The following is a 22,284-nucleotide window of genomic DNA, read 5'->3' on the forward strand; positions in this document are numbered from 1 at the left end:
GCCAGGATAATAAATCATTACATGCACATGCATGGCGAATTTCTGGCCATGTGGGCGTCAATCAAAACGGCAAAGCACTTTGCAATTGTCTTGGGTAACCAGATCGGGGGTTTTCAGGTGTTCGGCCAATTCGGAAAGACCGCTAATCACTTTGGTAACAATCTCGTCTATTGGCAAGCGGCCATTTTCATATAGCGCGGCGAGTCGCTCATATATACCCCCCAAGTGCCCCCGAGAACCCATTATGGAAATGTTACTTGAAATAATGTGGTCGACACTGTCGACAACCAATGCACGCCCGCTACGCGCGAGCAAGCAGACCCTCCCGTTATGCCGAAGGCGTGTAATCGAGGCTGAAACGAGATCAAGGTCGCCAGATGTATCGATTAGGACATCAAAGACACCATGATCGCTTTTGAACTGATCCGGTGTCAGGCTCTCATCCGCCCATTTCCGGGCAAGATTCTTGCGGTATTCAGACGGCTCAACCACACACACGAAGGACGCCCCAAAGGCCAGTCTGCACAGCATGACCGTGAGCAAACCAATGGGCCCGGCACCAAGAATGGCGACACGATCAGACGCAGAAACTGCTGCGTTAGCACAGGCCAGGAATGCAACGCCTGCGGGTTCCAGGCAGGCAGCGGCCTGGAGCGATCGATCAGAATTCCCAAACCGCGAAACATCGAATGCCAATATCGCAGGGATATCCACAACCGTACCAAAAATCCCGTTTACCTCCATCCCGATCAGTTTGGAATTGAGGCACTGATTAAATTGGCCCTGGCGACACGCTTCACAAGCGTGACAAGATTGGATCGACTCGAACGCGACGAATTGGCAAACTGTCAATCCGGTAACATCGCTGGCGACTTCCAATATCTTCCCCACCCCCTCGTGACCAATTAATCTCCCCTCATCGGGAAGATAAGCTGGTGCCGAAGACTGGACATAACCCGTGATCAGGTCCGGGTTAACGAGATGAATGTCCGTCCCGCATATGCCCGCATAGATCATCTGGACGCGTATATGCCCCGGGAAGATTGGGCCAAGCTGCCGGGATCTGATGTCCAGTTGCGGGTTGCGGTAAAGTTGATGCGGCTGCGGATTTGCGATCCCGGGAAAGGGGCTGCGCTCAGCTTGCAAATACAGGGCAGACTGTTGGTATTCGTTCAGCATCTTTGTCAAAACATCTACCTCGCCATTGGTGCTGGCTTACTGCCCTGAGTCAGCAATGCCTTAAGCCTGGAACGTTGGTTTTTGCCAGTCTCGGTATGGGCGATCGAGACTACGTGGAGAATACGCACAGCGGCGGTCACTGGAGCGAAATGCTCAACGCCCTTCTGGTGAAGTTCATCAAGGACGCAAGCAAAACTAACTTGAACGATACGAGTTGCACGCCTTGCTCCCCGGCTGACACCGGCGCATTCAGTTCACTCAAACCCGCATGAATCGTGGTGCGCGACAGCCCAGTCGCTTTGGCGACCAAGCTGACGCCACCACGCCCCAGGCTCCGTGCCTCTGTCGCCGCCCAAAGGCGAAGCGCGGCCTCATCCAGCCTCCCACACAGCGCTTGATACCTGGCTTCTAAGGCTAACTGTTGCTCCATGCCGAAACCATAGGCCAGTCACCCTAAATGTTCAAGTCTCTTATGGCTCAGATCTTTACATTTTCTGAGATTCCGGAGGAGCTGTGGTCGCAAGCGACCGAGCTCGCCGAGCGCCTGCTCCGTCACCAGAAGGAAAGTGGCCCACGGCCGAACTCCACAAGATCGAGCCGTTTCACTACCTCGTTTCCCTGCTGCGCCACTCGGCCAAGGTGGCGCTGGATCCGGCGGCCGGGATGCCCTGGAACTACACCGCAGCCCCCGCGCAGCCAGTGCTCACTTTTACCGCCAGCACCCAGCGATCTGGCTGCCCCAGTGGCGAAAGCGCGGGCTTCCGGCAAACTGGTCCGATTCGGTACGGTCATGCGTCAGGGCTGCGAGCCCAGGTGCCAGATTGACGCTGTTTGGCCGGGGCTCATATACTCGGTGTGGCGGTGTTGGAATCTCTCTCCGTCAAATCCTTCAAAGAACCGCACTTGCGCCATCATACTTGCGCCAGTTTCTGGGCAAGTTCTTGCCAAATTCTTGTTTTCACCTTTTCTAGGAGATCAACCGTGGCTGACCAGAAGTGCCGACCGATTGCATCCCTGCTGCTGATGTTCACCTTGGCTGCCTCGACAAGCGCCATCGCCCAGGAGCGGGTGTTGCGCGTCATCTCTGACCGCACCGACCAGGGCGTCGTACGCCCCATTCTGGAAGCCTTCGAGGCCCGCAGCGGCGCCAAGGTGGAAGGCGTGTTCATGGACCAGGGGCTGGTGAACAGGCTGGAATCCAGACCCACCGAGGCCGACGTGGTGATCACCAAGGACGCCGAATTGCTTGACATTGCGGCACAGCGAGGCCTGCTTGATCCGCTCAAGTCGGCCAAGATTCGTGCCGCCGTGCCGTCGGAGTTCATGGACCCAGCCGACCGGTACTTCGTCGATGCCTACCGGGCGCGAATCATTTTCTACTCGAAGGCGCGGGTCAAACCCAGCGATCTGTCAACTTACGAAGATCTGGCAAGCCCCAAGTGGAAAGGCCGCATTTGCCTGCGCTCGGGTAGCCACGACTACAACCTGGCGCTGTTTGGGCAGTTCTTTGCCTCGTTCGGCGAGGCCAAGGCCAAGGCCGTGATCTCGGGCATTGGCAGCAATCTGGCCCGCGCACCCAAGGGCAATGACCGCGAGCAGGCCAGGGCGATCTACGAGGGCAAGTGCGACATCGCCCTGATGAACACCTACTATCACCCAATGATGGCCGCCGAGCCCACCCAGAAGGCCTGGGCCGATGCCGTTGGCGTGTACTTCCCCAGTCAGGCCGGCAAGGGGACTTTCATCATGCGATCCGCGGCCGGCGTCACCAAGGCCACTGCCAACCGCGACCTGGCGCTCGCCTTGCTGGAGTTCATCGTCTCCAAGGAAGGCCAGCAGTTGATCGTCGACCGTACCAAGCAGTACTCGGTGCGGCCCGACGTCGCGGTGCACCCGCTCATGGTCAAGCTGGGCGCCGAGCAAGGGCTGGTGGACGGTCGGTTCAAGATCGACTTTGTGCCGCTCGACTTGATGGCCGGCAAGCGGGAAGAGGTCATCAGGTTCGTCAACGAGATCCGCTTTGACGCCGAACGCTAACGCGACCTGCCTGCCGATGCCCGGGAGGTTGAGCAGGCTGTGGGCCGACATCAGCGCTGCCGGCCTGGCACGGCTGGTCTTTACGCTGGTGCTGGCTGGCTGTGCGCTGCTGCCGGCGGGCTACCTGCTGTTGGCGGCGCTGCCCGTACTCTTCGATGGCGGGTGGCTGGCCCACTTTGCCAGCACGACACTGCCCCACCAGGCGCGCACCAGCCTGTGGGTGGGGCTGGAGGCCGCTGTGGTGGCTTTTGCCGTTGGCGCGCTGCCGGCGGTGGCGGTGTCGCGCTTCGATTTTCGCGGCCGCCGGCTGGTCACCGTGCTGGCCTTGTTGCCGCTGCTGTTTGCGCCCTACGTGACCGCCGGAACGTGGACCGTGATGTTCTCGTCGGCGTTCTTTGAAGGACGGCATGCGCTCGCCATTCAGCACGGGCTAGCCTGTTCGCCCTACCTGTTCATCATCTTTCGAGTCGCTGCAGCACGCATCCCCAGCGCTTTTTCCGAACTGGCGGCAGCGCTGGGTCTCGGCCCATGGCAGCGGCTGCTGCGCGTGCACGTGCCGACCCATGCGGTGCCGGTTGCGGCCGGGCTGATGATCGTTCTTGCCCAGACCATCGGTGACTATGCGGCGGCCGAGCGCCTGGGCATCGACACCTTGAGCGTCGGCGTGCATAACCTCTGGCTGGCCAGTCAGAGTTCCTCGGTGGCAGCGATCGTCTCGGTCGTGATGATCGTGCCGGCGCTGTTCGCGGTGGCTGTGGCGGCCTGGGCAGCCACTTCGATCATCAGCCAGAATCCCATTCCGCCGGCCGCCGCCGCCGCATGTCGCAAGCCGCTCGCCCGGCCTTTGGCCTGGGGGTTGGTGGGCTTCAGCCTGCTGTGCTCGCTGCCTGCCTTCTGGATCCCCGAGGCCCTCACCGTGCGCTGGGCCTGGATCAAGTGGGACCGTACCCGCTTTGCCGCCATTCCGGGCGACATGCTCAACGCGGCCGGCACGTCGCTGAGTACCGCGCTGGTGGTGGCGGCAGTCTGCGCCCTCACCGCCCTGCTGCTGCGCTCGGGTGGCCGCTCACGCCTGGCCGAGCGTGTGCCCTGGCTGTTCCTGAGCAACTACTTTCTGCCTTCACTGGTGTTGGCGTTGGCTTTCGTGATGATGAGTGCGGACGGATCGCTGGGCGCGCAGTGGCTCGGTTCGTGGCGCGACAGCCGCCTTCTGGTCGTCGTCTCGGAGGCGTTGCGCTTCATGCCGTTCGCCATGCTGCCGGTGCTCGACGCTCTGAGGCGCACACCGCAGGCTACCATCGAGGTCGCACGCACGTTTGGTGCCGGGCCGGTGCGTGCGCGAATGGTGGCCTTTGCCGGGCATCTGTGGCCGGCTCTCCTGCTGGGCTGCGCGCTGGTGTTCATGGAGTCGCTCAAGGAACTGGACATGAGCCTGATGCTGCAGCCTTTCGGCTATACGTCGCCAGCGCTGAAGATCTACGCCTTCTCACGGAACCAGAATATGGACCGCGCGGCGGTCTGGGTATTGATCACCCAGGTTCTCATGCTGCTGCCACTGCTTCTTCTGTGCTGGCGCATGGACCGGCTCGGGGCTCCCGGGCGTGCCGGCAGCGGGCAGTCAGCCGGGGCGTGATGGCTTTGGCACGGTTGTATCGAACTTTTTGCGGAGCACTCGCGACATGCTTTCAGTCAGATCTCTATCGCGGGTGATCGCCGCTCGGGCGGTGGTGTCGGAGGTGTCCTTCAATATGGCGCCAGGGGAGATTCTCGCCATCCTGGGTCCGTCGGGCAGCGGCAAGACGTCCCTGCTGCGCATGATCGCCGGCTTCGATGCGCCCACCCGTGGCAGCGTGCGCCTGCATGGCCAGGAGGTTTCAACCGCCGGCAAAGTGCGCGTGGCGCCCGAGCACCGGGAGGTGGCACTCGCGTTCCAGGATGCCACCCTGTTTTCACACCTCGATGCGGTGGGCAATGCCGCTTTTGCCATCCGGGCGGTCGACAAGGCGACGCGGCAGGCACGGGCCCGCGAGGTGTTGCGCGACATGGGATTGACGGCGATGGACGGCCGCGATGTAGCCACCCTGTCCGGCGGCGAGGCGCAGCGTGTTTCGCTGGCCCGGGCGCTCGCCGCAGATGCCAGGCTGCTGCTGCTCGACGAGCCCTTCGGCAATGTCGATCGCCTCACCCGCGCTGATCTGCTGGTACGTCTGAAGGCCCGCCTGGCCACCGGCCTGGGGGCGATCATCATCACCCACGATCCGGCAGATGCCGTCGAACTGGGTGCCCGCGTGCTGCTGATGCGTGATGGAGCGGTGACGGCAGACGGCTCGCACGAGGCCATCGCCACCGGCCAGATGGGCGAATGGGAGCGGTCATTCCTGCTGGCGGGCAGCAACTGATCACGCGTGTTTCGAGCAGACAGCAAGCCAGGAAAGAAATTGCCAACAGCCCGGCTGGTTAGCCAAAGAGGCTCTGTTTCTACCGGACCCTCTTCCCGGCGGTTAATGCTGTGCCGCAACAATTCCCCGCCAGGGAGTTTTGCCGGACGCTCAGCTATAATCCTGTTTTTTTGATCAGGAATTGCGGCATGGGCAATCGTCTCTCGAAAATCGTGACCCGCACCGGCGACGCCGGTACCACCGGCCTGGGTGACGGCACCAGGGTCGCCAAGGACAGCTTGCGGGTCGAGACGATGGGGCAGGTTGACGAGCTGAACTCGACGATCGGGCTGTTGCTGACTGAAGACATGCCGGATCAGATCCGGCAGGCACTTATCGGCGTTCAGCACGACCTCTTTGACCTCGGCGGTGAGTTGTGCATTCCGGGAATGAGCATGATCAACGAGGCGCAGGTCAACCGGCTCGAAGACCTGGTCGAGCAGTTCAATGCTGATCTCTCGCCGCTCAAGGACTTCATCCTGCCCGGCGGTACCCGTGCCGCCGCCGTCGCGCACCTCGCCCGGACCGTCTGCCGCCGGGCCGAGCGCTGCATCGTGCACCTGGCGAGTACCGAAACGGTTTCCGATTTTGCCCGCAAGTATCTGAATCGCCTGTCTGATCTGTTGTTTGTTCTGGGCCGTGCGCTGAATCAGGCGGCCGGCTGCGGCGACGTGCTGTGGGTGCAAGGGAAGAATCGTGGCAGCGCGTGACTGCGCATTTGCAGAGAGCAATCACCCTCTTTGATGGAGTGTCACCATGGCGACCAGCATTACAGTCATTACCACTGCCAACCGCGCGCGGCGTTTTGCGCAGAGCGACGACGCCAGCATGGATCAGATAGTCGACAGCCTCAAGCGCAGCGGCCAGCTTTTCTCGGGCAAGCCGCTGATCATTGGGTCGGCAGCTCAGACGGAGGTGTTCTCGGCGTCGGCGATTGCCTGCGTGGAAATCGAAACCGATCGCGATCTGAGTGACTACGTACCCAGCCCGCTGAACCTGACGCTGACCGCCCTGACCCCCGAGCAGCGGACCGAGCCCTTCGCAGGCGGCCTCGAAGGAGACAACTTCAAGGTGCGGATAGAGTTCTTCTTCGTCGGCGGCTATTCCCTGTACACCACCGCCGAGGGTGTCCGTAAGGCCGCCCTGGCTGAGCGGCTGATGAACCTGACCGGTCTCTTTGAACGCCCGGTGATCAACTATCGGCTTGCACAAGGCGGGATCGGCCTGATGAATCCGCATGCCATGACCCGTTTTGTCATCAATCCGGGGGTACCCGACCTGCCGCGAGATGCCTGGCTGGCAGAATCAGCCTGAGCCCCGGCGGCTGCACTCTTCTGGCTCGGCGGTCCTACAGATTGCGTGCCGCCCACGCTGCCAGCTGCATCAGGATGAGCAGCATCGCGGCCCACAAGACGGTCGCCAGAGTCGCCTTGACGCGGCCGCAGCCGAAACTGTTGCGAAAGGCTCCCCAGGCGACGATGGTCCAGACGACAGCAGAACCCCACACCAGACAGGCGAAAACGAAGAGCGCCGCGGCCGGGCCATGCAGGGCATTCTCGAGCAGGGTCCGCGCCTCGGCCATTCTTTGTGCCAAGGGTGCGCCGGTACGAACAATCGCCAGGTAATCCGTGAACACCTGTGGCGCCACCAGTTGCACGCCGGTCGCTGCGAGCAAGGCGCCGGCGCAAAAGCCGATCCAGCTTCCCGAATAGATGTAGGCGAAAATCAGCGTCACCTGGCGAAACTCGATGCGCGTGCCGACCAGTCGCCAGGCGAGCGTCAGCAGGGCGGTGAGCAGTGTCAGGGTGAGGACGCCGAGGATCACCCCGACAGCGATCCATTCAGCCAGTGAAGTGACGCCGATGCCGAGCAGGAAAGCGAGGTTTCCCAGAACCAGTACCGACAGCAGAAACATGAAGGCGCGCACGTGGTCAAGCGCGTGCCCGGTCTGCTGTCTGGCGATCAGGCGCGTCGGGTGGGCCGTCAGCTCGAGCAGATCGAGCGCCAGCCTGGCAAAGAAGTTGATCCGGCCATCGCTGGCGCCGCTGGAGCCGGGAATCGCCTGTTCTGATTCGATTGCAAAACGTGCCTGCAACGTGGCAATCAAACGGTCGACGTCATAGTTCCAGCGTGTTTCCGACAGTTCCATCGCCTGACAGCGGGTGAACCGGGCGAGCGTTGGCGGCAGCGCCGCCGCCGTGGGCATCACGGCGCCCTCGACCAGCACCGGGATGACCGGCACGCCACCGAGCAAGGCCGATTCGATCTCCAGTCTGACGAAGTCCGCCTCGTCGTCCAGGCGGCGTTTGCCGTTCACGTCGCAAGCGGTCAGCCAGTCCGGTCCGACGATGGCGAGCAGGACGACCGAGGTGCCGACAGCACGTCGGATCGCTTCAGCGAAATCGTCGCCGGCGGCAATCGACTCGTGGTCGAGAAACACTCGGGCGGGTCCGAAGTGCGCCGCCAGGCGATCGCTGAGCCGCCCCGTGGCACTCTGGCTATCGTGCCGGCGGTAGGAAAGAAAGATGTCGGCCATGCCTTGCCTCGCGTCAGATGTGCGGCAACCGGGTCGTTGCGCCGGGAAAGCGCGATATCGGTTGCCGGCCGAACGGTTGGCCAACTGGCCAGACCGTGGCCGGTTGACGAGAGCGAAGATTAACCGGAAAGTCTCGCGCAGGCGACAGAAGCCATGTCGGGAGCTAGGCAGGCCTTGTCAACGGGGCCAGAGTAAGATAGTTTTACTAAAGTTCACACGGATGAGGCGGCAAAACCGTGTTCGCGCAAGGCCATGCCGAACGGCCAGCCTGGTAAGCTGGCGCGGCGAGACGTCTTGCGCTTGATCGACGAGGACGCTGTTTTCCGGCCGGTCCTCGTCACCAGAAGGGGGGAAAGAAATGCTGATTCGGCGGAATGGCACTGTAGCCAGACCAGTCACCCTGCTGCTCGCCGTGCTACTGGCGTCGGGGTTTGCCAGTGCCGTCCGGGCTGACGCTGCGGCAGAGACCGCTGGCGTCGCCGCCGAGGCGCCCGCCTGGCCGGAATCCACGCTCAGCGGCGACTGGGGCGGCGCCCGTCAGCGCCTCTTCGACGCCGGTGTCCAGGTGGACCTGGCGTACACCGCCGACTACCTGCGCAACCACAGCGGCGGGTTGCAGCGCGGCGGGGCCTACATGGGCAACCTCAACCTCGCCGTGCAGCTCGATGGCGAGAAGCTGATCGGCTGGCAGGGCGGTTCGGCGTATCTCGCGCTGATCAGCAACAGCGGCGGCAGATTCAACCTGAACAAGGTCGGCAGCTTCATGGGCGTCGACAACCTGGAGGCGCCGGTTAACCGCAGCGGCGTCTTCGAGGCCTGGCTGCAGCAATCGTTCCTGGATGACCGGGCGTCGCTGCGTGCCGGTCTCTACCCGATCGACAGCGAGTTCTACGTCACCGATTCGTCGGCTGTCTTTGTCCATCCGTCGTTCGGGATGGCGGCCGAAGCCGCCGACTTCGGCAGTCTCGCCGGCCCATCGATCTATGCGACCAGCAGCTATGGCGCACGTCTGCGCCTCGATCCCGATCCCGCCTGGTATGCGATGCTGGCGGTCACGCGTGGCATCGCGAGCGAGCGCATCGACACGGCCGGCCCGAACATGAGTTGGCAGCGCGGCGTTGGCAGCATGCTGATTGGCGAAGTCGGCTTCAGTCCGCTCAAGTCCGGACTGCTCGTCGACCCGCCCGGCGGCGCTGACGACGATGGCGACTATTCGCCGATCAGCAAGCTGGCCGTCGGGCTCTGGCGTTTCTCGCCACGTTTCCCGCAACTGTCAGTCGTCGATGCTGCCGGCGAACCCCTCTCCTCGACCCATTGGGGTGCCTATCTGCTGGCGGAACAGACGGTCTATCGCGTGCCGGAAACGCAACGCGACCTGACAGTCTTCGCCCGCTACGGATTCACCGACGGCCGGACCAGCACACTCGGCTATTCGGTCAGCGCCGGTCTCAGCTTCCGCGGGCCCTTCGCCGGCCGCGAGAACGACACTTTTGGTCTCGCCGCGACACGCGCCCATGCCGACCCTCAAGGGCGGCTGCAGCTGTCGAGCGACGCCGGTGTTCCGCTGTCGTCGAACAACGAAACGGTCGTCGAGCTGACCTACCAGGCGCAGGTTCTGCCCGGCGTGGCGGTGCAGCCGCTCATCCAGCGCATCTTCAACCCGGGTTTTTACCTGCCGGATTCGACCGTCGCAGGCGTCCGCCTGCAACTGACCCTGTGAGTATCGGCGAGCCAAGTTCGCCGGGGCGTGCAAGCTCGCAAGCGCTCGAGGGCGGCAAGAAACCGCTGCAGATTCGTTCCGCTACGACCATACCACCAATGTATCAAGGGAGGCTTGTCTCATGCATATGGCAGACGCGCTGATTTCTCCGCTCGTCGGTGGCGCGATGTGGGCGGCCACTGCCGGTCTCACGGCCTATGGCGCCAGGAAGCTCAAGGAGAAAGCGGACGACAGCATGGTGCCGCTCATGGGGGTCCTCGGGGCATTCATCTTTGCCGTACAGATGATCAACTTCACGATTCCCGGTACCGGTTCGAGTGGTCACCTCGGCGGCGGCATGATCCTCAGCATCTTGCTGGGTCCCTACGCTGCCTTCCTCACCATGGCGTCCGTCCTCACGGTCCAGGCGCTGTTTTTTGCCGATGGCGGTCTGCTGGCGCTGGGCTGCAACATCTTCAATCTCGCGTTCTTTCCCTGTTTCATCGCTTACCCGTTCATCTACAGAAAGATTGCCGGCGAGCGCCCGACCCGGCGGCGGCTCGCGGTGGGGGCGGTCGCATCGTCGATTCTGGCTCTGCAGATGGGAGCCTTGGGCGTCGTTCTCCAGACCCTGTTCTCGGGTATCTCGGAACTCCCCTTCAGCACTTTCCTGTTCTTGATGCTGTCCATCCACCTCGCCATCGGGGTCGTTGAGGGACTGGTCACCGCCGCCGTTGTGACTTTCGTTTGCAAGGCGCGTCCCGAGATCCTGGAGATGGCTGCCGTACCCCGGCCGCCAGCGCGCCCTGCGATGAACAATGTTCTTGCCGGGTTGCTTGTGGTGACCGTCGTGACCGGTGGCGCACTGTCCTGGTTTGCGTCAGCCAACCCGGATGGCCTCGAGTGGTCGATGTTCCACACAAGCGGCAAGGAGGCGCTGGAAGCCGCCGACCAGGGTCCCTACGCGCTGGCTGCCAGGCTACAGGAAAAGACCGCCTTCCTGCCGGATTACGGTTTCAGGCCGGTGGAGCAAGAAACCGCGACGTCAGGCGAGGGAGGGGCGGCGGCCGAAGCCGGCAAGGGCAAGGCGGAGGAATGGCCTGATGTCAGCGCCGGGAAATCCCTTTCGGGTCTGCTCGGCGCAGCGATGACCATGCTCCTGGCCGGGCTGATCGGCCTCGGGCTGAGAAAGTCCCAGCAGAAGCGATAAGCCGGCAACTCATGGAGAAAACCGGGTCGTCCCTGCTTGACGTCACTTACCTGGACACCCTTTCGTATCAGGATACGCCTGTCCATCGGCTCGACCCACGGGTCAAAGTGCTCACCACGCTGCTCTTCATCGTCTGCGTCGTCTCGTTCAACAAGTACGAGCTGTCGGCGCTGCTTCCCTTTGTCATCTACCCTGTTGTTCTGGTGGCTCTCGGCAACCTGCCGCTCGGCTACCTCGTGAAAAAGGTCCTGCTGGCCGCTCCGTTCGCCCTCCTGATCGGCATCTTCAACCCGCTTCTCGATCGTGCCGTTCTCATCCATCTCGGTTCTGTCGAGATCTCCGGCGGCTGGGTTTCCTTTGCTTCGATCATGCTCCGTTTCGTCCTGACGGTCAGCGCCGCCCTCATTCTCGTCGCCAGCACCGGCTTCAACGCAGTCTGCGTGGCCCTGGAAAAACTGGGAGCGCCAATCGCCTTCACCGTGCAACTGCTCTTCCTGTACCGCTACATTTTCGTTCTGGCCGATGAGGCCTGGCGCATGGTCAGGGCTCGGTCGCTTCGATCCTTTGGCGGGCGTGGGACGGAGCTGAAGGTGTCCTCGCTCATGATCGGACAGTTGCTGTTGCGCACGCTGGATCGTGCGCAACGCATCCACCTCGCGATGCGCTGTCGAGGCTTCGACGGGGAAATCCGGATCGCGCGCCGGCTCAGGCTCGGCTACCGAGACCTCCTCTTCCTCGTCGGCTGCTCGGCACTCTTTCTCTTCATGCGGCTGCATGATGTACCTCGATGGCTGGGCGATACGACGATGGTGTTGATGCGGTGAGCCAACCCGTCGTCGAAGTCAGGGATCTGCAGTACGCCTATCCCGACGGCCACCCGGCTCTGCGCGGTCTTTCGTTCAGCATCGCTGACGGGGAGACCGTGGCCATTGTCGGCGCCAACGGAGCGGGGAAATCGACGATTCTCCTGCATCTCAATGGCTGCCTGATGCCGCAGGCCGGCACAGTGCGGATTCGTGATCTCCCCGTGAGCAAGAGGACCCTGCCGGATGTGCGACGAACTGTCGGGATGGTCTTCCAGGATCCGGACGATCAGCTGTTCATGCCGACGGTGTATGAGGATGTCGCCTTTGGCCCTCTGAACCTGGGGCTGCCGGCCGAGGAAGTGGATCGCCGGGTCATGCATGCGTTGTCCATCGTCGGCGCAGTTCATCTGAAGGATCGCCCGCCGTACAGGCTCTCCGGCGGAGAGAAGCGGGCGGTGGCCATCGCCTCGGTTCTCTCGATGTCGCCGACGATCCTGGTCATGGATGAACCGACGTCCAATCTGGATCCCCAGGCCCGGCGGCGACTCATCGAGCTGCTGAAGACCTTCGAACAGACGATCATCGTTGCCACGCACGATCTCGACATGGCCTTCGATCTCTGTGCCCGGACGATTGTCGTCAAGGAAGGGGGAATCCTCGCTGATGGCCCCAGTCGGGAAATCCTGCAGGATGCGGCGCTGCTTGCTGCCGGCCAGCTGGAAAGGCCGTTGGGCTTGCAGGGCTGTCCGGTGTGCAGCCCGCCGGGCTAGCCGGCGCCGGGCGCAACGCCGTCGCGTCAGGTCTTCGGCCGGCTGTGGACGTGCGCTTGGCGCATGTCGCCGGTGGTTGCCGAATGCGGGTGGTGGCCGTGCTCGATGTCTGCCGGTATCAGATTGAGCATGCCGTGGCGCACGCCTCGCTCGGCCAGCAGCAAGTTGGCGAAGTCGCGTACGGCAGGAGTCGGGCCACGCAGGAATACCGTTTCGATGCAATCGTCGTGGTCAAGATGCGCGTGCATGGTCGACAGCGTGAGGTCGTGATGCCGGTGCTGTAGCGTCGTCAGGCGCTCCGCCAGTTCGCGTTCATGATGGTTGTAGATATACGAGAGGGCGGCAATGCAGTTTGGCGCCTCGTCGCGCTGCAGTTGATGCTCGCCCAGCTGCTGCCGCAGCAGGTCGCGTACCGCCTCCGAACGATTGCGATAGCCCTTGGTGCGGGTCAGCTCATCGAAGGCTGCGGCGAGCTGGGTGTCGAGCGAGATGGTGAAACGTTCCATGCGTGGTGACCTCCAGGCTGGCGCCAAAACGAACGGGCGGGGGAGCCCGCCGCATTCGCATGCCGTACGTCGTAGCTGCCATTGTCCTTCTTTTTGCCGCTTGGCCGCCAGACGCGGCGCTTGCTGCCCGATGCTGCGGGCAGGTCGCAGCGGTCAGCGGGTGGCGCTCGGAGGGGCCATCTTTCTCACTGCGAGGTCCGACGAGGTGGACCGAATCGTCGGTCTGGAACTCGGTGCCGACGATTACGTCGGCAAAGCCTTGCCAGACCAGCGTCAGGACTGGACAGAGCTGCTCGCAGAAGGCACCGGCACTCACGGATTGGTGATCGCGAAAACCATGTCGCCGACGAAGCGCTTGAACGACTCGTTCTCGACGAACTGCTTGTAGAACTGGGTGAAGTCCTTGACCGAACCCTGCGCGGCCTTGCCGAGAGCCTGATCGTGGGCCAGGCGGGCGGTATGCGGGGTATTTGCCTTCGCGTTCTGAAAGGCGCCATCGGCCGCGACCTTGGGGGCGATGTCGTCGCGGATGTGTTTGAAGATGCGGTCCGAGTCCACGAAGGTCGTGCCGAACTGTTCATTGAAGGTCTTGAGGATGTTGCTGAGCCGATCCATCTCGGGTTCCGGCTTGTGGCCGCGCGCAGCGGTCGGCACCGGCTCGATCTCGGCGTCCGTGTCCGCGAGGGCGATGTGCATGGCCGCCTTCTTCTCGACGCGGTAGCTGTCCATGTCGATCGCTTCGAGGATGCCCCGAGCAAGGTCTTCCTCCTGCGGCGCCGGCAGCTTGGGCGTCAACAGGTCGAGGAAGATCGAGAGCTTCTCCCACGCCGCGTTGGTGTACGGAATCACCGACGAGAGGAAGGCGTAGGTGCGGCAGAACACCCGCGCCTTGCCCTTGAAGTCGACCTGGCCATCCTCGTCGAGCGCGTCCACATAAACGGCGACGCAGGCATCGAGGATCGGGTCCAGCTGGTCGCGGTCGGCGCCATCGAGAAACATCGCCACCACCTTCTCGACCTGCTCCGGTGAGTAAACCTGCGCCGCGTCCAGCGCCGCCTTCAGGTCGTGCAGCTTGTTCGGGTCGGTCTCGTCGGCCAGCAGCGTCGTGCGGTAGTAGTCCTGGAAGGCGTAAGTGATCGCCTCGCTGTTGTTCTGGAAATCGAGCACGAAACAGTCGTGTTTCTGCGGGTGCCCGCGGTTGAGCCGCGACAGCGTCTGCACGGCTTTGATGCCGGCCAGCAGTTTGTCCACGTACATCGTGTGCAGCAGCGGCTCGTCGTAACCGGTCTGGAACTTGTCGGCGCATATCAGGAAGCGGTAGGGGTCGGTCTGGATCTTCCGCGCAATCTCGCTGCTCGCGAAGCCGTTGAGCGACGCCTCGCTCACCTTCGCGCCGCCGTACTCGTGCTCGCCCGAGAACGCGACGATCGCCCGGTACGGGCTCTTACGCTCCACCAGATACGCCTTGAAGGCGTGGAAGTACTGGATCGCCCGCTCGATGCCACTGGTGATCACCATCGCCCGCGCCTGCCCGCCGATCTTCCCCGCCGCCAGCACCTGCGCGTGGAAGTGGTCGACCATGATCTCGGCCTTCAGGCGGATCGCGTGCTCGTGGCTCTCGACGTAGCGGCGTAGCTTCTTGTTCGCCTTGCGGGTATCGAACTCCGGGTCGTCCTCACTCTTCCTGACCAGCCTGTAGTAGCTGTCCACCGGCGTGTAGGCCTTGAGCACGTCGAGGATGAAACCTTCCTCGACCGCCTGCTTCATCGTGTAGCTGTGGAAGGGCCGATGCCTGACGCGCCCTTCCGGGTCGGGCGGCAGCGGCTCGCCGAACATCTCCAGCGTCTTGTTCTTCGGCGTCGCGGTGAACGCGAAGTAGCTGGCATTGGCCAGCATCCTGCGCGCCGCCATGCGTTTTTCGAGCGCCGCGTTCACCGTGTCCTCAGGGTCGGGCCCCGCGTCGTCGTCGTCTTCCCCCGGCGCGCCGAGTGCCTGGCTCATCGCCGCCGAGGTCTTGCCGCCCTGGCTCGAATGCGCCTCGTCGATGATGATGGCAAAGGTCCTGCCGCTCTCGGTGGCGAGCTCGTCGAGGATGAAGGGGAATTTCTGCACCGTCGAGACGATGATCTTCTTGCCTTGTTCGATGAACCGGCGCAGGTCGCCCGAGCGCTCGGCGTGCCCCACGGTCGCGCCCACCTGCATGAACTGCCTGATCGTGGTCTGGATCTGGTCGTCGAGCAGGCGCCGGTCGGTGACCACGATCACCGAGTCGAAGACCTCCCTGTTCGCCTGATCCGCCGGATCGCCGTCGCGCTGCAGGCCGATGAGCTGGTGCGCCAGCCAGGCGATCGAATTTGACTTGCCGCTGCCCGCCGAGTGCTGGATCAGGTAACGCTTGCCCACCCCATGGGCGCGCACATCGGCCAACGCCTGGCGCACGACGCCGAGCTGGTGATAGCGCGGCCAGACCTGCCGGCGCTTCTTCCTGCCCGTGCGCGGATCCTTCTCCTCAACGATCTGCGCGTAGTTCTCGAGGATGTTAGTCAGACCCGCCGGGGTCAGCACCTCCTTCCAGAGGTAGTCGGTCTTCAGGCCGTGCGGGTTGGGCGGGTTGCCGGCGCCGTCGTGGTGACCCTTGTTGAACGGCAGGAACCACGAGCCCCGGCCGCGCAACTCGGTGCACATCCGCACCTCGCTCTCGTCGACCGCGAAGTGCACCACGCAGCGGCCGAACTCGAACAGCCGTTCGCGCGGGTTGCGGTCGCGCCGGTACTGCTCGACGGCATCCTCGACCGTCTGTTTGGTGAGGCTGTTCTTCAGCTCGAAAGTGGCGATCGGCAGGCCGTTGATGAACAGGCACAGGTCGAGCGCGCGGCGCGTCTCGTCGATGCTGTAGGCGAGCTGGCGCGTGATCGAGAAGCGGTTCTGCGCGTGCCGCGCCTCGGCGCTGGCGTTGCCCTGCGAGGCCGTACCGTAGAACAGGTCGAAGTGCAGCGGCCCATGCGCCACGCCCTTGCGCAGGACGTCGATGACGCCGCGCTTGCCGATCTCGGCAGAAAGGCGGGCGAGGAACTTGAGGCGGTTGATGTCCCTGGCGTCGTTGGCATTGGCAAAGGCCAGCTTCCTGAAGGCATCGGGCTGGGTGGCGCGCAGGAAGGCGAAGAGCTGCGGCACGTCGAGCGCGTGCGCGCGGTCGTAGTCCTGCGCGCTGCCGGCGATGTATCCGGTGCCGCCGTAGGGCGCGCGCACCTCGGCAGCCGTGTTCGGCGCGACGGCCAGGCCGTCCACCCCGGTCATGTGGCGCATGATCAGGCTCTCCAGGCCCTTCTCGCTGGTGTCTGTAGCGGTCATGACTGCGCCTCTTGTTTCAATGGCACCTCAAGCGATCTAACCAGCGGGATGAACGGCACCCCGTTGACGGACCAACGGCGGCCCCAGACTTCGCTTGGAAACAACGACGCACTGTGCGAACTCACCAAGGTGCTCCAAGCGTCCGCATGTGCGAACGGCACCTCTCCGGGCTTGGACATGTCGTTCGCCTTTAGGAACCCGAGGTAGACCAGGACCACCGGGATGCCAAGCTCCGCGAGCTTCCAGCTCCAGGCGAAGCGGTTGGACATCTGGTAGTCCCAGTCTCGGGACAATGCCCATGGGAGCCCGGTGTCTTCGGACAGGGCAATACTGGCGTCTCGAATGGCCCAGTCGATCCGCAGGAGATTGCGACGCGCGCTTCCAGAGACCGGCGGCTGGATGTTCTTACGGCCGGTCTCTTCCTTGATGAGTTCCTGGGCGTGCGCTTTGGCCTCGATCAGGAGGATACCGGGTTGACCCTCAATGGTGCAGGTGCTGGCCATGTCCCAGTTGGGCGTACGCGTAGTGCTCGAAGCAACGGCAAGCCACCACCGTTTGAGTTCGATGCGCACCTCCTCCGGCAAGAGTCGAGCCGCTTCCGGCAGCGTCGCTTCGTCGGTCTGGTCGAATCCCTGCGGCATCCAGTGATCAATTGGCGCGATGCTCGCAAATGGGGCCACAAGATCGGTCAGGCGTGTCGCGACGATCTCCGGGGTTCCGTGTGTCAGTAGGTGACAGCGCGGCTTGCTCCCGCGCTGTTGGTTCCGCTTGAGTTTTGGATACGCGAGGCTCACGCTGCAGTTTCCCCTTCAGCGGCTTCGGGATCGAGGCTGGGGTCGGTGTCGTCCTCGGCGGCGTCGAGCGGTGCTTCGTCGGGCAGCCGCGCCGCTGCTTCGCGCACATCGAGCTTGCCGGTCACGACATCGGCAACCAGGCGGGTGCGGTATTCGCGGAGGAGTTCGATCTCGCGTTCGAGGCGGGAGGTGGCGGTATCCAGTTCAGTAGTTTCCTCCCGAATCGTTTCAACGATCAGCCGCTGCTCGTTAGCCGGAGGCTGGATGATTGGGAGCCGGAAGAATTCCTCGGGATACAAACGGAGGCGCGAAGCGCGTAGTCCTGTCGAACGGCAGATAATGTTGGACACATACGGCCTGCTTCTGAGCAGGCCATCCATGTAGATACCGATAATGCCACCGGGTCGACGTGGTCGGTAAACAGCGTACGCGGGGCTGATGATTCCCGCATGCTTTGAGACGCCAAGCGCACCCATCCACGCCCACATAGTGTTGACAACAAGATCCCCCGGCCGACATAACTTGTGCCCCGTATAAGAGGCGGCCTTGAACATCGTGATGTTCTTTTGGCTGCGTGGCGTGACTCCAGTGAGGTGAGACACGGACAAAAGTTCTTCACTGCCATCCGTGGAACGTTCATCGACTTCGCGATAGAGGTACTTTGCACGCCGCACCTCCCAATGATGCGGAATGTCACCGAGCCAGGGGATGCCGGAGGGTTTCAGGGGGGCGGAGGGGTCGAGGCCGCGGGTGACGGCGCGGTGGATGATGGCCTGCTTCTGCTCGTTGAGCAGCGCGACCACCTTCCGCTTCGCCCGGATCGCCCCCTCCAGCCGCCCGTTCGCCCAGTCTAGGAAGCGCCCGATCGCAGCCTGTTCCGTATGCGGTATCAGTGGAAGGTCGACATCGCAGAAATTGCTGTAGTTCAGATCTTGGCCGTCCCTGATGAAGTCCGCCGTGGCGCGCAAAGCGCCGACGTAGGGTGCCGACTTGAAAAGATGCCTGAAATAAGTCGCATCGACCTGGGCATCAGGCTTCAAGACAACGTAAGAAGAGCGGATGGCACCTGTTGTCCATGCGCGCTCAAGCCCGCCCTGAAAGCTCCTCATGCTGATCACGAAGTCGTTTGCCTCGACATGGCGGCGCTTGTCAAGGTGCATCGAAATCTTAACTACGCGGTAACCAGTACGCTCCTCGTAGAGCGACTGCGCGATGACGCCATAGGCCTGTGTCGCCGAAAGCTGCAGGTCATCGGGCCGTGCCAGCTCCTGTCTCGGCGTGAGCAGCCGTTTGCTACGTGCGATCTGCCAGTGCGCTGGTACCTGGCAAAGCCACGGCAACCCCGACTCCTTGTACTCCGCATACGGTTTGAGGTCGTCAATCATGGCTGTTCCTCATCCACCGCTCGCCGGGCGGTGCTCTCTCGGGCGTGCTCGATCGCCTGATGCAGCCGCTCGCGCAGCAGCGGCAGCGGCAGTAACTCCGTGAGGTACTCGCTGACGCGGATGGATTTGGCATCGAGCTGGAGCAGCTCGACCTGCTCGGCGTCGGCGGACGCGCAGAGGATGAGTCCGATCGGGGCTTCCTCGCCGGGAGCGCGTTCGTGCTTGTCCAGCCAGCGCAGGTACAGCTCCATCTGCCCGACATGGCCTGGCTGGAAGGATTCCAGCTTCAGTTCGACGGCAATCAGCCGGCGCAGGTGGCGGTGGAAGAAAAGCAGGTCGAGATGAAAATCGTCCTTGCCGACGCTGATGCGCTTTTGCCGGGCGACGAAGGCGAAGCCGGTGCCCAGTTCCAGCAACACGCCCTCGATCTCGCGCAGGATGGCGCTCTCGAGGTCGCGTTCGCTGTAGGCGCCTTTGAGTCCCAGCAGGTCGAGCAGGTAGGGATCGCGAAAGACGATGTCGGGGCTTATCTGCCCGTCGCGAAGTCTGTCGATCTCAGCCGCGATGACCGCTTGCGGTTTCTTCGACAGCGCGGTGCGCTCGAACAGCATGCCGCCGATCTTCTGCCGCAGCGTGCGCACGTCCCAACGCTCGATGCGGCACATCTCGGCGTAGAAGTCTCGGGCCAGCGGATCCTTGATCGGCAGCAGCGCATGAATATGCGACCAGCTCAATTGTTGTGACAGCGTCACGACAATCGCCTCATCGGGGAACAACTGTGCGAACTGGATCATGCGGGCAATCTCGGCATAGCTGAACCCGCGCCCGTACTCCGCCGTCAATTCTCGTGACACGGTCACGAGAATCTGCTTTCCATAGGCAGCCCGAGCGCCCTGTAGACTCTCGTTCAAGAGCCGTCGTCCCACATGCCAACAGAGCAATGTCTGGGTGGAATAGGCGACGGTGGCAATCCGCTGGCGTACGGACTGGATGAGGCTGCGCAAGTCCGAGAGAAGGCCCGCCGCATCAACGACTGCGGGCGTTTCCGTCTCGGCGGTCAAGCCGCGGCGCTGCTCGGACTGTAGCGCGGAGGGTCCGGGCTTTCTGGCTGAAGGGTCGGCCTTCTTCTTCATGGCTTGGCGCCCACCTTGAGCAGACCATCCAGCAAGCCTTCGGCCTCCTTCTCGATCGCCAGGATGTCGGCGCTGATCTCTTCGAGCGTGCGCAGCGGCTGCGGCTTGTAGAAGTGGCGCGTGAAGCTGATCTCGTAGCCGATCCGGGTCGCGTCGTCCCTGATCCACGCGTCGGGCGTGTACGGCAGCACCTCGCGGCGGATGAAGGCCTCGATGCCGCCGTCTTCGAGCAGCGGCACCTGCTCGGTATCGCGCAGGTCGGCGTCGGGCTCATACTCGACGGTGGCGGACCTGCCGTCCACCGCCGCCTCGTAGAGCCCGCGCAAGGGGTCGGCCTTGGTCTTGCCCGGCTTGTGCACCCTGGCGATGACCGGGGCTGCGGTGTCGACGCGCCAGCTCACGGCCTTGAGGATCTGCTTGAGGTCGGCGGCGGCGAGTTTGATCCCGACCGCCTTCAGCGCGGCGTCCACGCGGTCGCGGAAGACGTTGTGATCGTCGAAGAGCGTCTCGCCGAGCAACGCGCGCAGCCGGGTGGCCACGTCGACCAGGCGGCCGTCGCGCTCCCAGGTCCGGGCGTCGAGCAGCTTTTTCTTCTGCCGCTCGGGCAGGCCCTTCTTCGGGTTGCCACCCTCTTCGTCTTCGCCTTTGCCTTCGCCTTCGTCGTCGCTGCTGCCCCAGTCGGCGAGGCGCTTCTCGAGCGTGGCGGAAACCGCGGAGAAACGGGTAAACAGGTCGTCACCGAACTCCTCGTAGAGCGTGGCGCGCAGGTCCTCGTCACCGGAGTTGAAGCGCAGCGTTTCGATGGCCTTGAGCGAAAGCTGACTGTGCAGGCGCAATGGGCGTTCGACGGTGACCTTCCAGTAGCCGAAAGCGGCATTCGGGAAGATTTTCGACTCGGGCGTTTCCTGGAAGTCGAGGAAGCTGCGGCTGATGCGCTCGATGTCTTCGGGCGAGAGTTCGCAGTTCTTCTTGCCGAGGTTCTTGCGCAGCGGCTTGAACCACTGGCTGGCGTCGATGAGCTGCACCTGGCCCTGGCGGTGCGCGGGCTTCCGGTTGGACAGCACCCAGATGTAGGTGGCGATGCCGGTGTTGTAGAAGAGGTTGAGCGGCAGCGCGACAATGGCTTCGAGCCAGTCGTTCTCGATCAGCCAGCGGCGGATGTTGCTCTCGCCCTGGCCGGCGTCGCCGGTGAACAGCGAACTGCCGTTGTGCACCTCGGCGATGCGGCTGCCGAGCGCCGAGTTTCCGTTCATCTTCGACGCCATGTTGGCGAGGAAGAGCATTTGCCCGTCGCTCGAACGCGTGACGAGCGAAAGCTCCTCGCCCTGGTGCATCACCCTGAACCGCGGGTCGCGCATGCCGTCCTTGCCGCCCATGGCTTCCAGATCCTTCTTCCAGCTCTTGCCGTAGGGCGGGTTGGCGAGCATGAAGTCGAACTCGCGGGCGGGGAAGGCGTCGTGCGCCAGCGTGGACCACTCGGCACCGCCGACGATGTGGTCGGCGCTCTCGCCTTCGCCCTTCAGCAGCATGTCGGCCTTGCAGACGGCGTAGGTCTCGGGGTTGATCTCCTGGCCGTAGAGGAGGCACCTGACCTGCTGGCCGCGCTCGGCGGCGATCGCCGTCAGCGTCTCCTCAGCGACGGTGAGCATGCCGCCGGTGCCGCAGGCGCAGTCGTAGAGCAGGTAGGTGCCGGACCGGATCGTGGACTCGATCGGCCGGAACACCAGGTTCGCCATCAGGCGCACCGCGTCTCGCGGCGTCCAGTGCTCGCCCGCTTCTTCGTTGTTCTCCTCGTTGAACTTGCGCACCAGTTCCTCGAAAACGGTGCCCATCGAATGGTTGTCGATGCCAGCCGGCGAGAGGTCGATGTCGGGGTCGAGGAACTTGTTGATCAGCGTGCCGATGGCGTCGGCCCGGGACAGCGTCTGCAACTGGTTGCGGAATTTGAAGTTGTCGAGGATGTCCTGGACGTTGGCCGAGAAGCCGTTGAGATAGTCCTCGAAGTCGGCCAGCAGTCGCTGCTGGCTGCCGCGCGACTTGAGGTCGCGCAGGGTGAAACGCGAGGTGTTGTAGAAGGCCTGGCCAGCGGCATCGCAGAGCGCGGCGCGCTGCTCGGTGATGCTCGCCTCGTCGAGCATCTTGCGGGTGTCGAGTACCTGCTGCTTGGTCGGCTCCAGCACCGCGTCCATGCGCCGGATGACGCACATGGGCAGGATCACGTCGGGGTACTTGCCGCGCTTGAAGAGATCGCGCAGGACGTCATCGGCGATGCCCCAGATGAAGGAGACAATCTTGTTGTGGGTCGCCTGGTCCATGCTCAGGCAACGCTCGATGCACGCGCGACCGCTGCATCGAAAGTGCCGTAGCCGGCAGCGTGATGCACGCTGTGCTGTACCCCGGCACAGATGGCAGTGCGTGGCATGTGGTGTTCCCCCGGTGG

At 63.2% G+C, this 22,284-nt stretch carries 17 protein-coding genes and 2 pseudogenes; 10 read left to right on the top strand and 9 right to left on the bottom strand.

The window, feature by feature from the left end:
• Positions 1-57: 57 nt before the first annotated feature.
• Together V5B44_RS02940 and V5B44_RS02945 are read right to left on the bottom strand one after the other, a co-directional pair.
• On the bottom strand, positions 58-1,179 hold the full coding sequence (locus V5B44_RS02940; protein WP_332357882.1) for a zinc-dependent alcohol dehydrogenase: 1,122 nt from the start codon (positions 1,177-1,179) through the stop codon (positions 58-60).
• A 250-nt stretch (positions 1,180-1,429) separates the two neighbouring features.
• Positions 1,430-1,609 (bottom strand): annotated as a pseudogene (locus V5B44_RS02945) (ISAzo13 family transposase); the annotation flags it as partial.
• A 551-nt stretch (positions 1,610-2,160) separates the two neighbouring features.
• Here V5B44_RS02945 and V5B44_RS02950 point away from each other — a divergent pair.
• The 5 genes from V5B44_RS02950 (at position 2,161) to V5B44_RS02970 (ending at position 6,968) form a co-directional block, all read left to right on the top strand.
• A complete protein-coding gene (locus tag V5B44_RS02950) occupies positions 2,161-3,216 on the top strand; it encodes an extracellular solute-binding protein (protein ID WP_332357605.1) in 1,056 nt (351 codons plus the stop codon).
• The gene (locus V5B44_RS02955; protein WP_332357607.1) at positions 3,200-4,849 is read left to right on the top strand and encodes an ABC transporter permease; all 1,650 of its coding nucleotides are present in this window, start codon (positions 3,200-3,202) and stop codon (positions 4,847-4,849) included. Before V5B44_RS02950 ends, V5B44_RS02955 begins: the two co-directional genes overlap by 17 nt.
• Before the next feature lie 46 nt (positions 4,850-4,895).
• Complete coding sequence (locus V5B44_RS02960) at positions 4,896-5,615, top strand: ATP-binding cassette domain-containing protein (protein WP_332357608.1); 720 nt, start codon at positions 4,896-4,898, stop codon at positions 5,613-5,615.
• A gap of 188 nt (positions 5,616-5,803) precedes the next feature.
• Entirely contained in the window at positions 5,804-6,364 is a 561-nt protein-coding gene (locus V5B44_RS02965; RefSeq protein ID WP_332357609.1) for a cob(I)yrinic acid a,c-diamide adenosyltransferase, read from the top strand.
• Positions 6,365-6,410: 46 nt separating this feature from the next.
• The gene (locus V5B44_RS02970; protein WP_332357610.1) at positions 6,411-6,968 is read left to right on the top strand and encodes a hypothetical protein; all 558 of its coding nucleotides are present in this window, start codon (positions 6,411-6,413) and stop codon (positions 6,966-6,968) included.
• A gap of 34 nt (positions 6,969-7,002) precedes the next feature.
• Here V5B44_RS02970 and V5B44_RS02975 read toward each other — a convergent pair whose 3' ends face one another.
• Positions 7,003-8,190: a toll/interleukin-1 receptor domain-containing protein gene (locus tag V5B44_RS02975; protein ID WP_332357611.1), complete on the bottom strand. Its 1,188-nt coding sequence runs from the start codon at positions 8,188-8,190 to the stop codon at positions 7,003-7,005.
• Positions 8,191-8,548: 358 nt separating this feature from the next.
• On the opposite strand from V5B44_RS02975, the gene V5B44_RS02980 reads away from it, so the two are divergent.
• From V5B44_RS02980 to V5B44_RS02995, 4 genes are all read left to right on the top strand, one after another.
• Positions 8,549-9,910 (top strand): carbohydrate porin, encoded by a 1,362-nt coding sequence (locus V5B44_RS02980; protein ID WP_332357612.1) that lies wholly within the window; start codon positions 8,549-8,551, stop codon positions 9,908-9,910.
• Positions 9,911-10,031: 121 nt separating this feature from the next.
• Entirely contained in the window at positions 10,032-11,099 is a 1,068-nt protein-coding gene (locus tag V5B44_RS02985; protein WP_332357613.1) for an energy-coupling factor ABC transporter permease, read from the top strand.
• 11 nt (positions 11,100-11,110) lie between these two features.
• Positions 11,111-11,923, top strand: coding sequence for a cobalt ECF transporter T component CbiQ (gene cbiQ, locus V5B44_RS02990; RefSeq protein WP_332357614.1), 813 nt, complete (start codon positions 11,111-11,113; stop codon positions 11,921-11,923).
• Positions 11,920-12,675: an energy-coupling factor ABC transporter ATP-binding protein gene (locus tag V5B44_RS02995; protein ID WP_332357615.1), complete on the top strand. Its 756-nt coding sequence runs from the start codon at positions 11,920-11,922 to the stop codon at positions 12,673-12,675. The genes cbiQ and V5B44_RS02995 overlap by 4 nt, the downstream gene beginning before the upstream one ends.
• A gap of 26 nt (positions 12,676-12,701) precedes the next feature.
• Here the strand turns inward: V5B44_RS02995 and nikR are convergent, their stop codons facing one another.
• A complete protein-coding gene (nikR, locus tag V5B44_RS03000; protein ID WP_332357616.1) occupies positions 12,702-13,181 on the bottom strand; it encodes a nickel-responsive transcriptional regulator NikR in 480 nt (159 codons plus the stop codon).
• A 178-nt stretch (positions 13,182-13,359) separates the two neighbouring features.
• Here nikR and V5B44_RS03005 point away from each other — a divergent pair.
• Positions 13,360-13,437, top strand: a pseudogene (locus V5B44_RS03005) (two-component system response regulator CreB); the annotation flags it as partial.
• Between the two features lie 56 nt (positions 13,438-13,493).
• Here the strand turns inward: V5B44_RS03005 and V5B44_RS03010 are convergent.
• From V5B44_RS03010 to V5B44_RS03030, 5 genes are read right to left on the bottom strand one after another with little or no spacing between them, the layout of a single operon-like run.
• Positions 13,494-16,532 carry a type I restriction endonuclease subunit R gene (locus tag V5B44_RS03010; protein WP_332357617.1) on the bottom strand — a complete coding sequence of 1,013 codons (3,039 nt, stop codon included), beginning with the start codon at positions 16,530-16,532 and terminating at the stop codon, positions 13,494-13,496.
• The gene (locus V5B44_RS03015) at positions 16,529-17,326 is read right to left on the bottom strand and encodes a hypothetical protein (protein ID WP_332357618.1); all 798 of its coding nucleotides are present in this window, start codon (positions 17,324-17,326) and stop codon (positions 16,529-16,531) included. Before V5B44_RS03015 ends, V5B44_RS03010 begins: the two co-directional genes overlap by 4 nt.
• Positions 17,323-18,711, bottom strand: coding sequence for a hypothetical protein (locus tag V5B44_RS03020; protein WP_332357619.1), 1,389 nt, complete (start codon positions 18,709-18,711; stop codon positions 17,323-17,325). Before V5B44_RS03020 ends, V5B44_RS03015 begins: the two co-directional genes overlap by 4 nt.
• The gene (locus V5B44_RS03025) at positions 18,708-19,844 is read right to left on the bottom strand and encodes a PDDEXK nuclease domain-containing protein (protein ID WP_332357620.1); all 1,137 of its coding nucleotides are present in this window, start codon (positions 19,842-19,844) and stop codon (positions 18,708-18,710) included. Before V5B44_RS03025 ends, V5B44_RS03020 begins: the two co-directional genes overlap by 4 nt.
• Entirely contained in the window at positions 19,841-22,159 is a 2,319-nt protein-coding gene (locus V5B44_RS03030; RefSeq protein ID WP_332357621.1) for a type I restriction-modification system subunit M, read from the bottom strand. The genes V5B44_RS03025 and V5B44_RS03030 overlap by 4 nt, the downstream gene beginning before the upstream one ends.
• Between the last annotated feature and the right edge of the window lie 125 nt (positions 22,160-22,284).

Source organism: Candidatus Accumulibacter necessarius, assembly GCF_036625085.1.

What these genes read in the sequence shown, in the direction of transcription:
- V5B44_RS02960 (WP_332357608.1), top strand. Translation starts at nt 4,896, where the DNA reads ATGCTTTCAGTCAGATCTCTATCGCGGGTGATCGCCGCTCGGGCGGTG.
- V5B44_RS02965 (WP_332357609.1), top strand. Translation starts at nt 5,804, where the DNA reads ATGGGCAATCGTCTCTCGAAAATCGTGACCCGCACCGGCGACGCCGGT.
- V5B44_RS02940 (WP_332357882.1), bottom strand. Translation starts at nt 1,179, where the DNA reads ATGCTGAACGAATACCAACAGTCTGCCCTGTATTTGCAAGCTGAGCGC.
- V5B44_RS03010 (WP_332357617.1), bottom strand. Translation starts at nt 16,532, where the DNA reads ATGACCGCTACAGACACCAGCGAGAAGGGCCTGGAGAGCCTGATCATG.
- V5B44_RS03020 (WP_332357619.1), bottom strand. Translation starts at nt 18,711, where the DNA reads ATGATTGACGACCTCAAACCGTATGCGGAGTACAAGGAGTCGGGGTTG.
- cbiQ (WP_332357614.1), top strand. Translation starts at nt 11,111, where the DNA reads ATGGAGAAAACCGGGTCGTCCCTGCTTGACGTCACTTACCTGGACACC.
- V5B44_RS02980 (WP_332357612.1), top strand. Translation starts at nt 8,549, where the DNA reads ATGCTGATTCGGCGGAATGGCACTGTAGCCAGACCAGTCACCCTGCTG.
- V5B44_RS02985 (WP_332357613.1), top strand. Translation starts at nt 10,032, where the DNA reads ATGCATATGGCAGACGCGCTGATTTCTCCGCTCGTCGGTGGCGCGATG.
- V5B44_RS03030 (WP_332357621.1), bottom strand. Translation starts at nt 22,159, where the DNA reads ATGGACCAGGCGACCCACAACAAGATTGTCTCCTTCATCTGGGGCATC.
- V5B44_RS03025 (WP_332357620.1), bottom strand. Translation starts at nt 19,844, where the DNA reads ATGAAGAAGAAGGCCGACCCTTCAGCCAGAAAGCCCGGACCCTCCGCG.
- V5B44_RS02970 (WP_332357610.1), top strand. Translation starts at nt 6,411, where the DNA reads ATGGCGACCAGCATTACAGTCATTACCACTGCCAACCGCGCGCGGCGT.
- V5B44_RS02975 (WP_332357611.1), bottom strand. Translation starts at nt 8,190, where the DNA reads ATGGCCGACATCTTTCTTTCCTACCGCCGGCACGATAGCCAGAGTGCC.
- nikR (WP_332357616.1), bottom strand. Translation starts at nt 13,181, where the DNA reads ATGGAACGTTTCACCATCTCGCTCGACACCCAGCTCGCCGCAGCCTTC.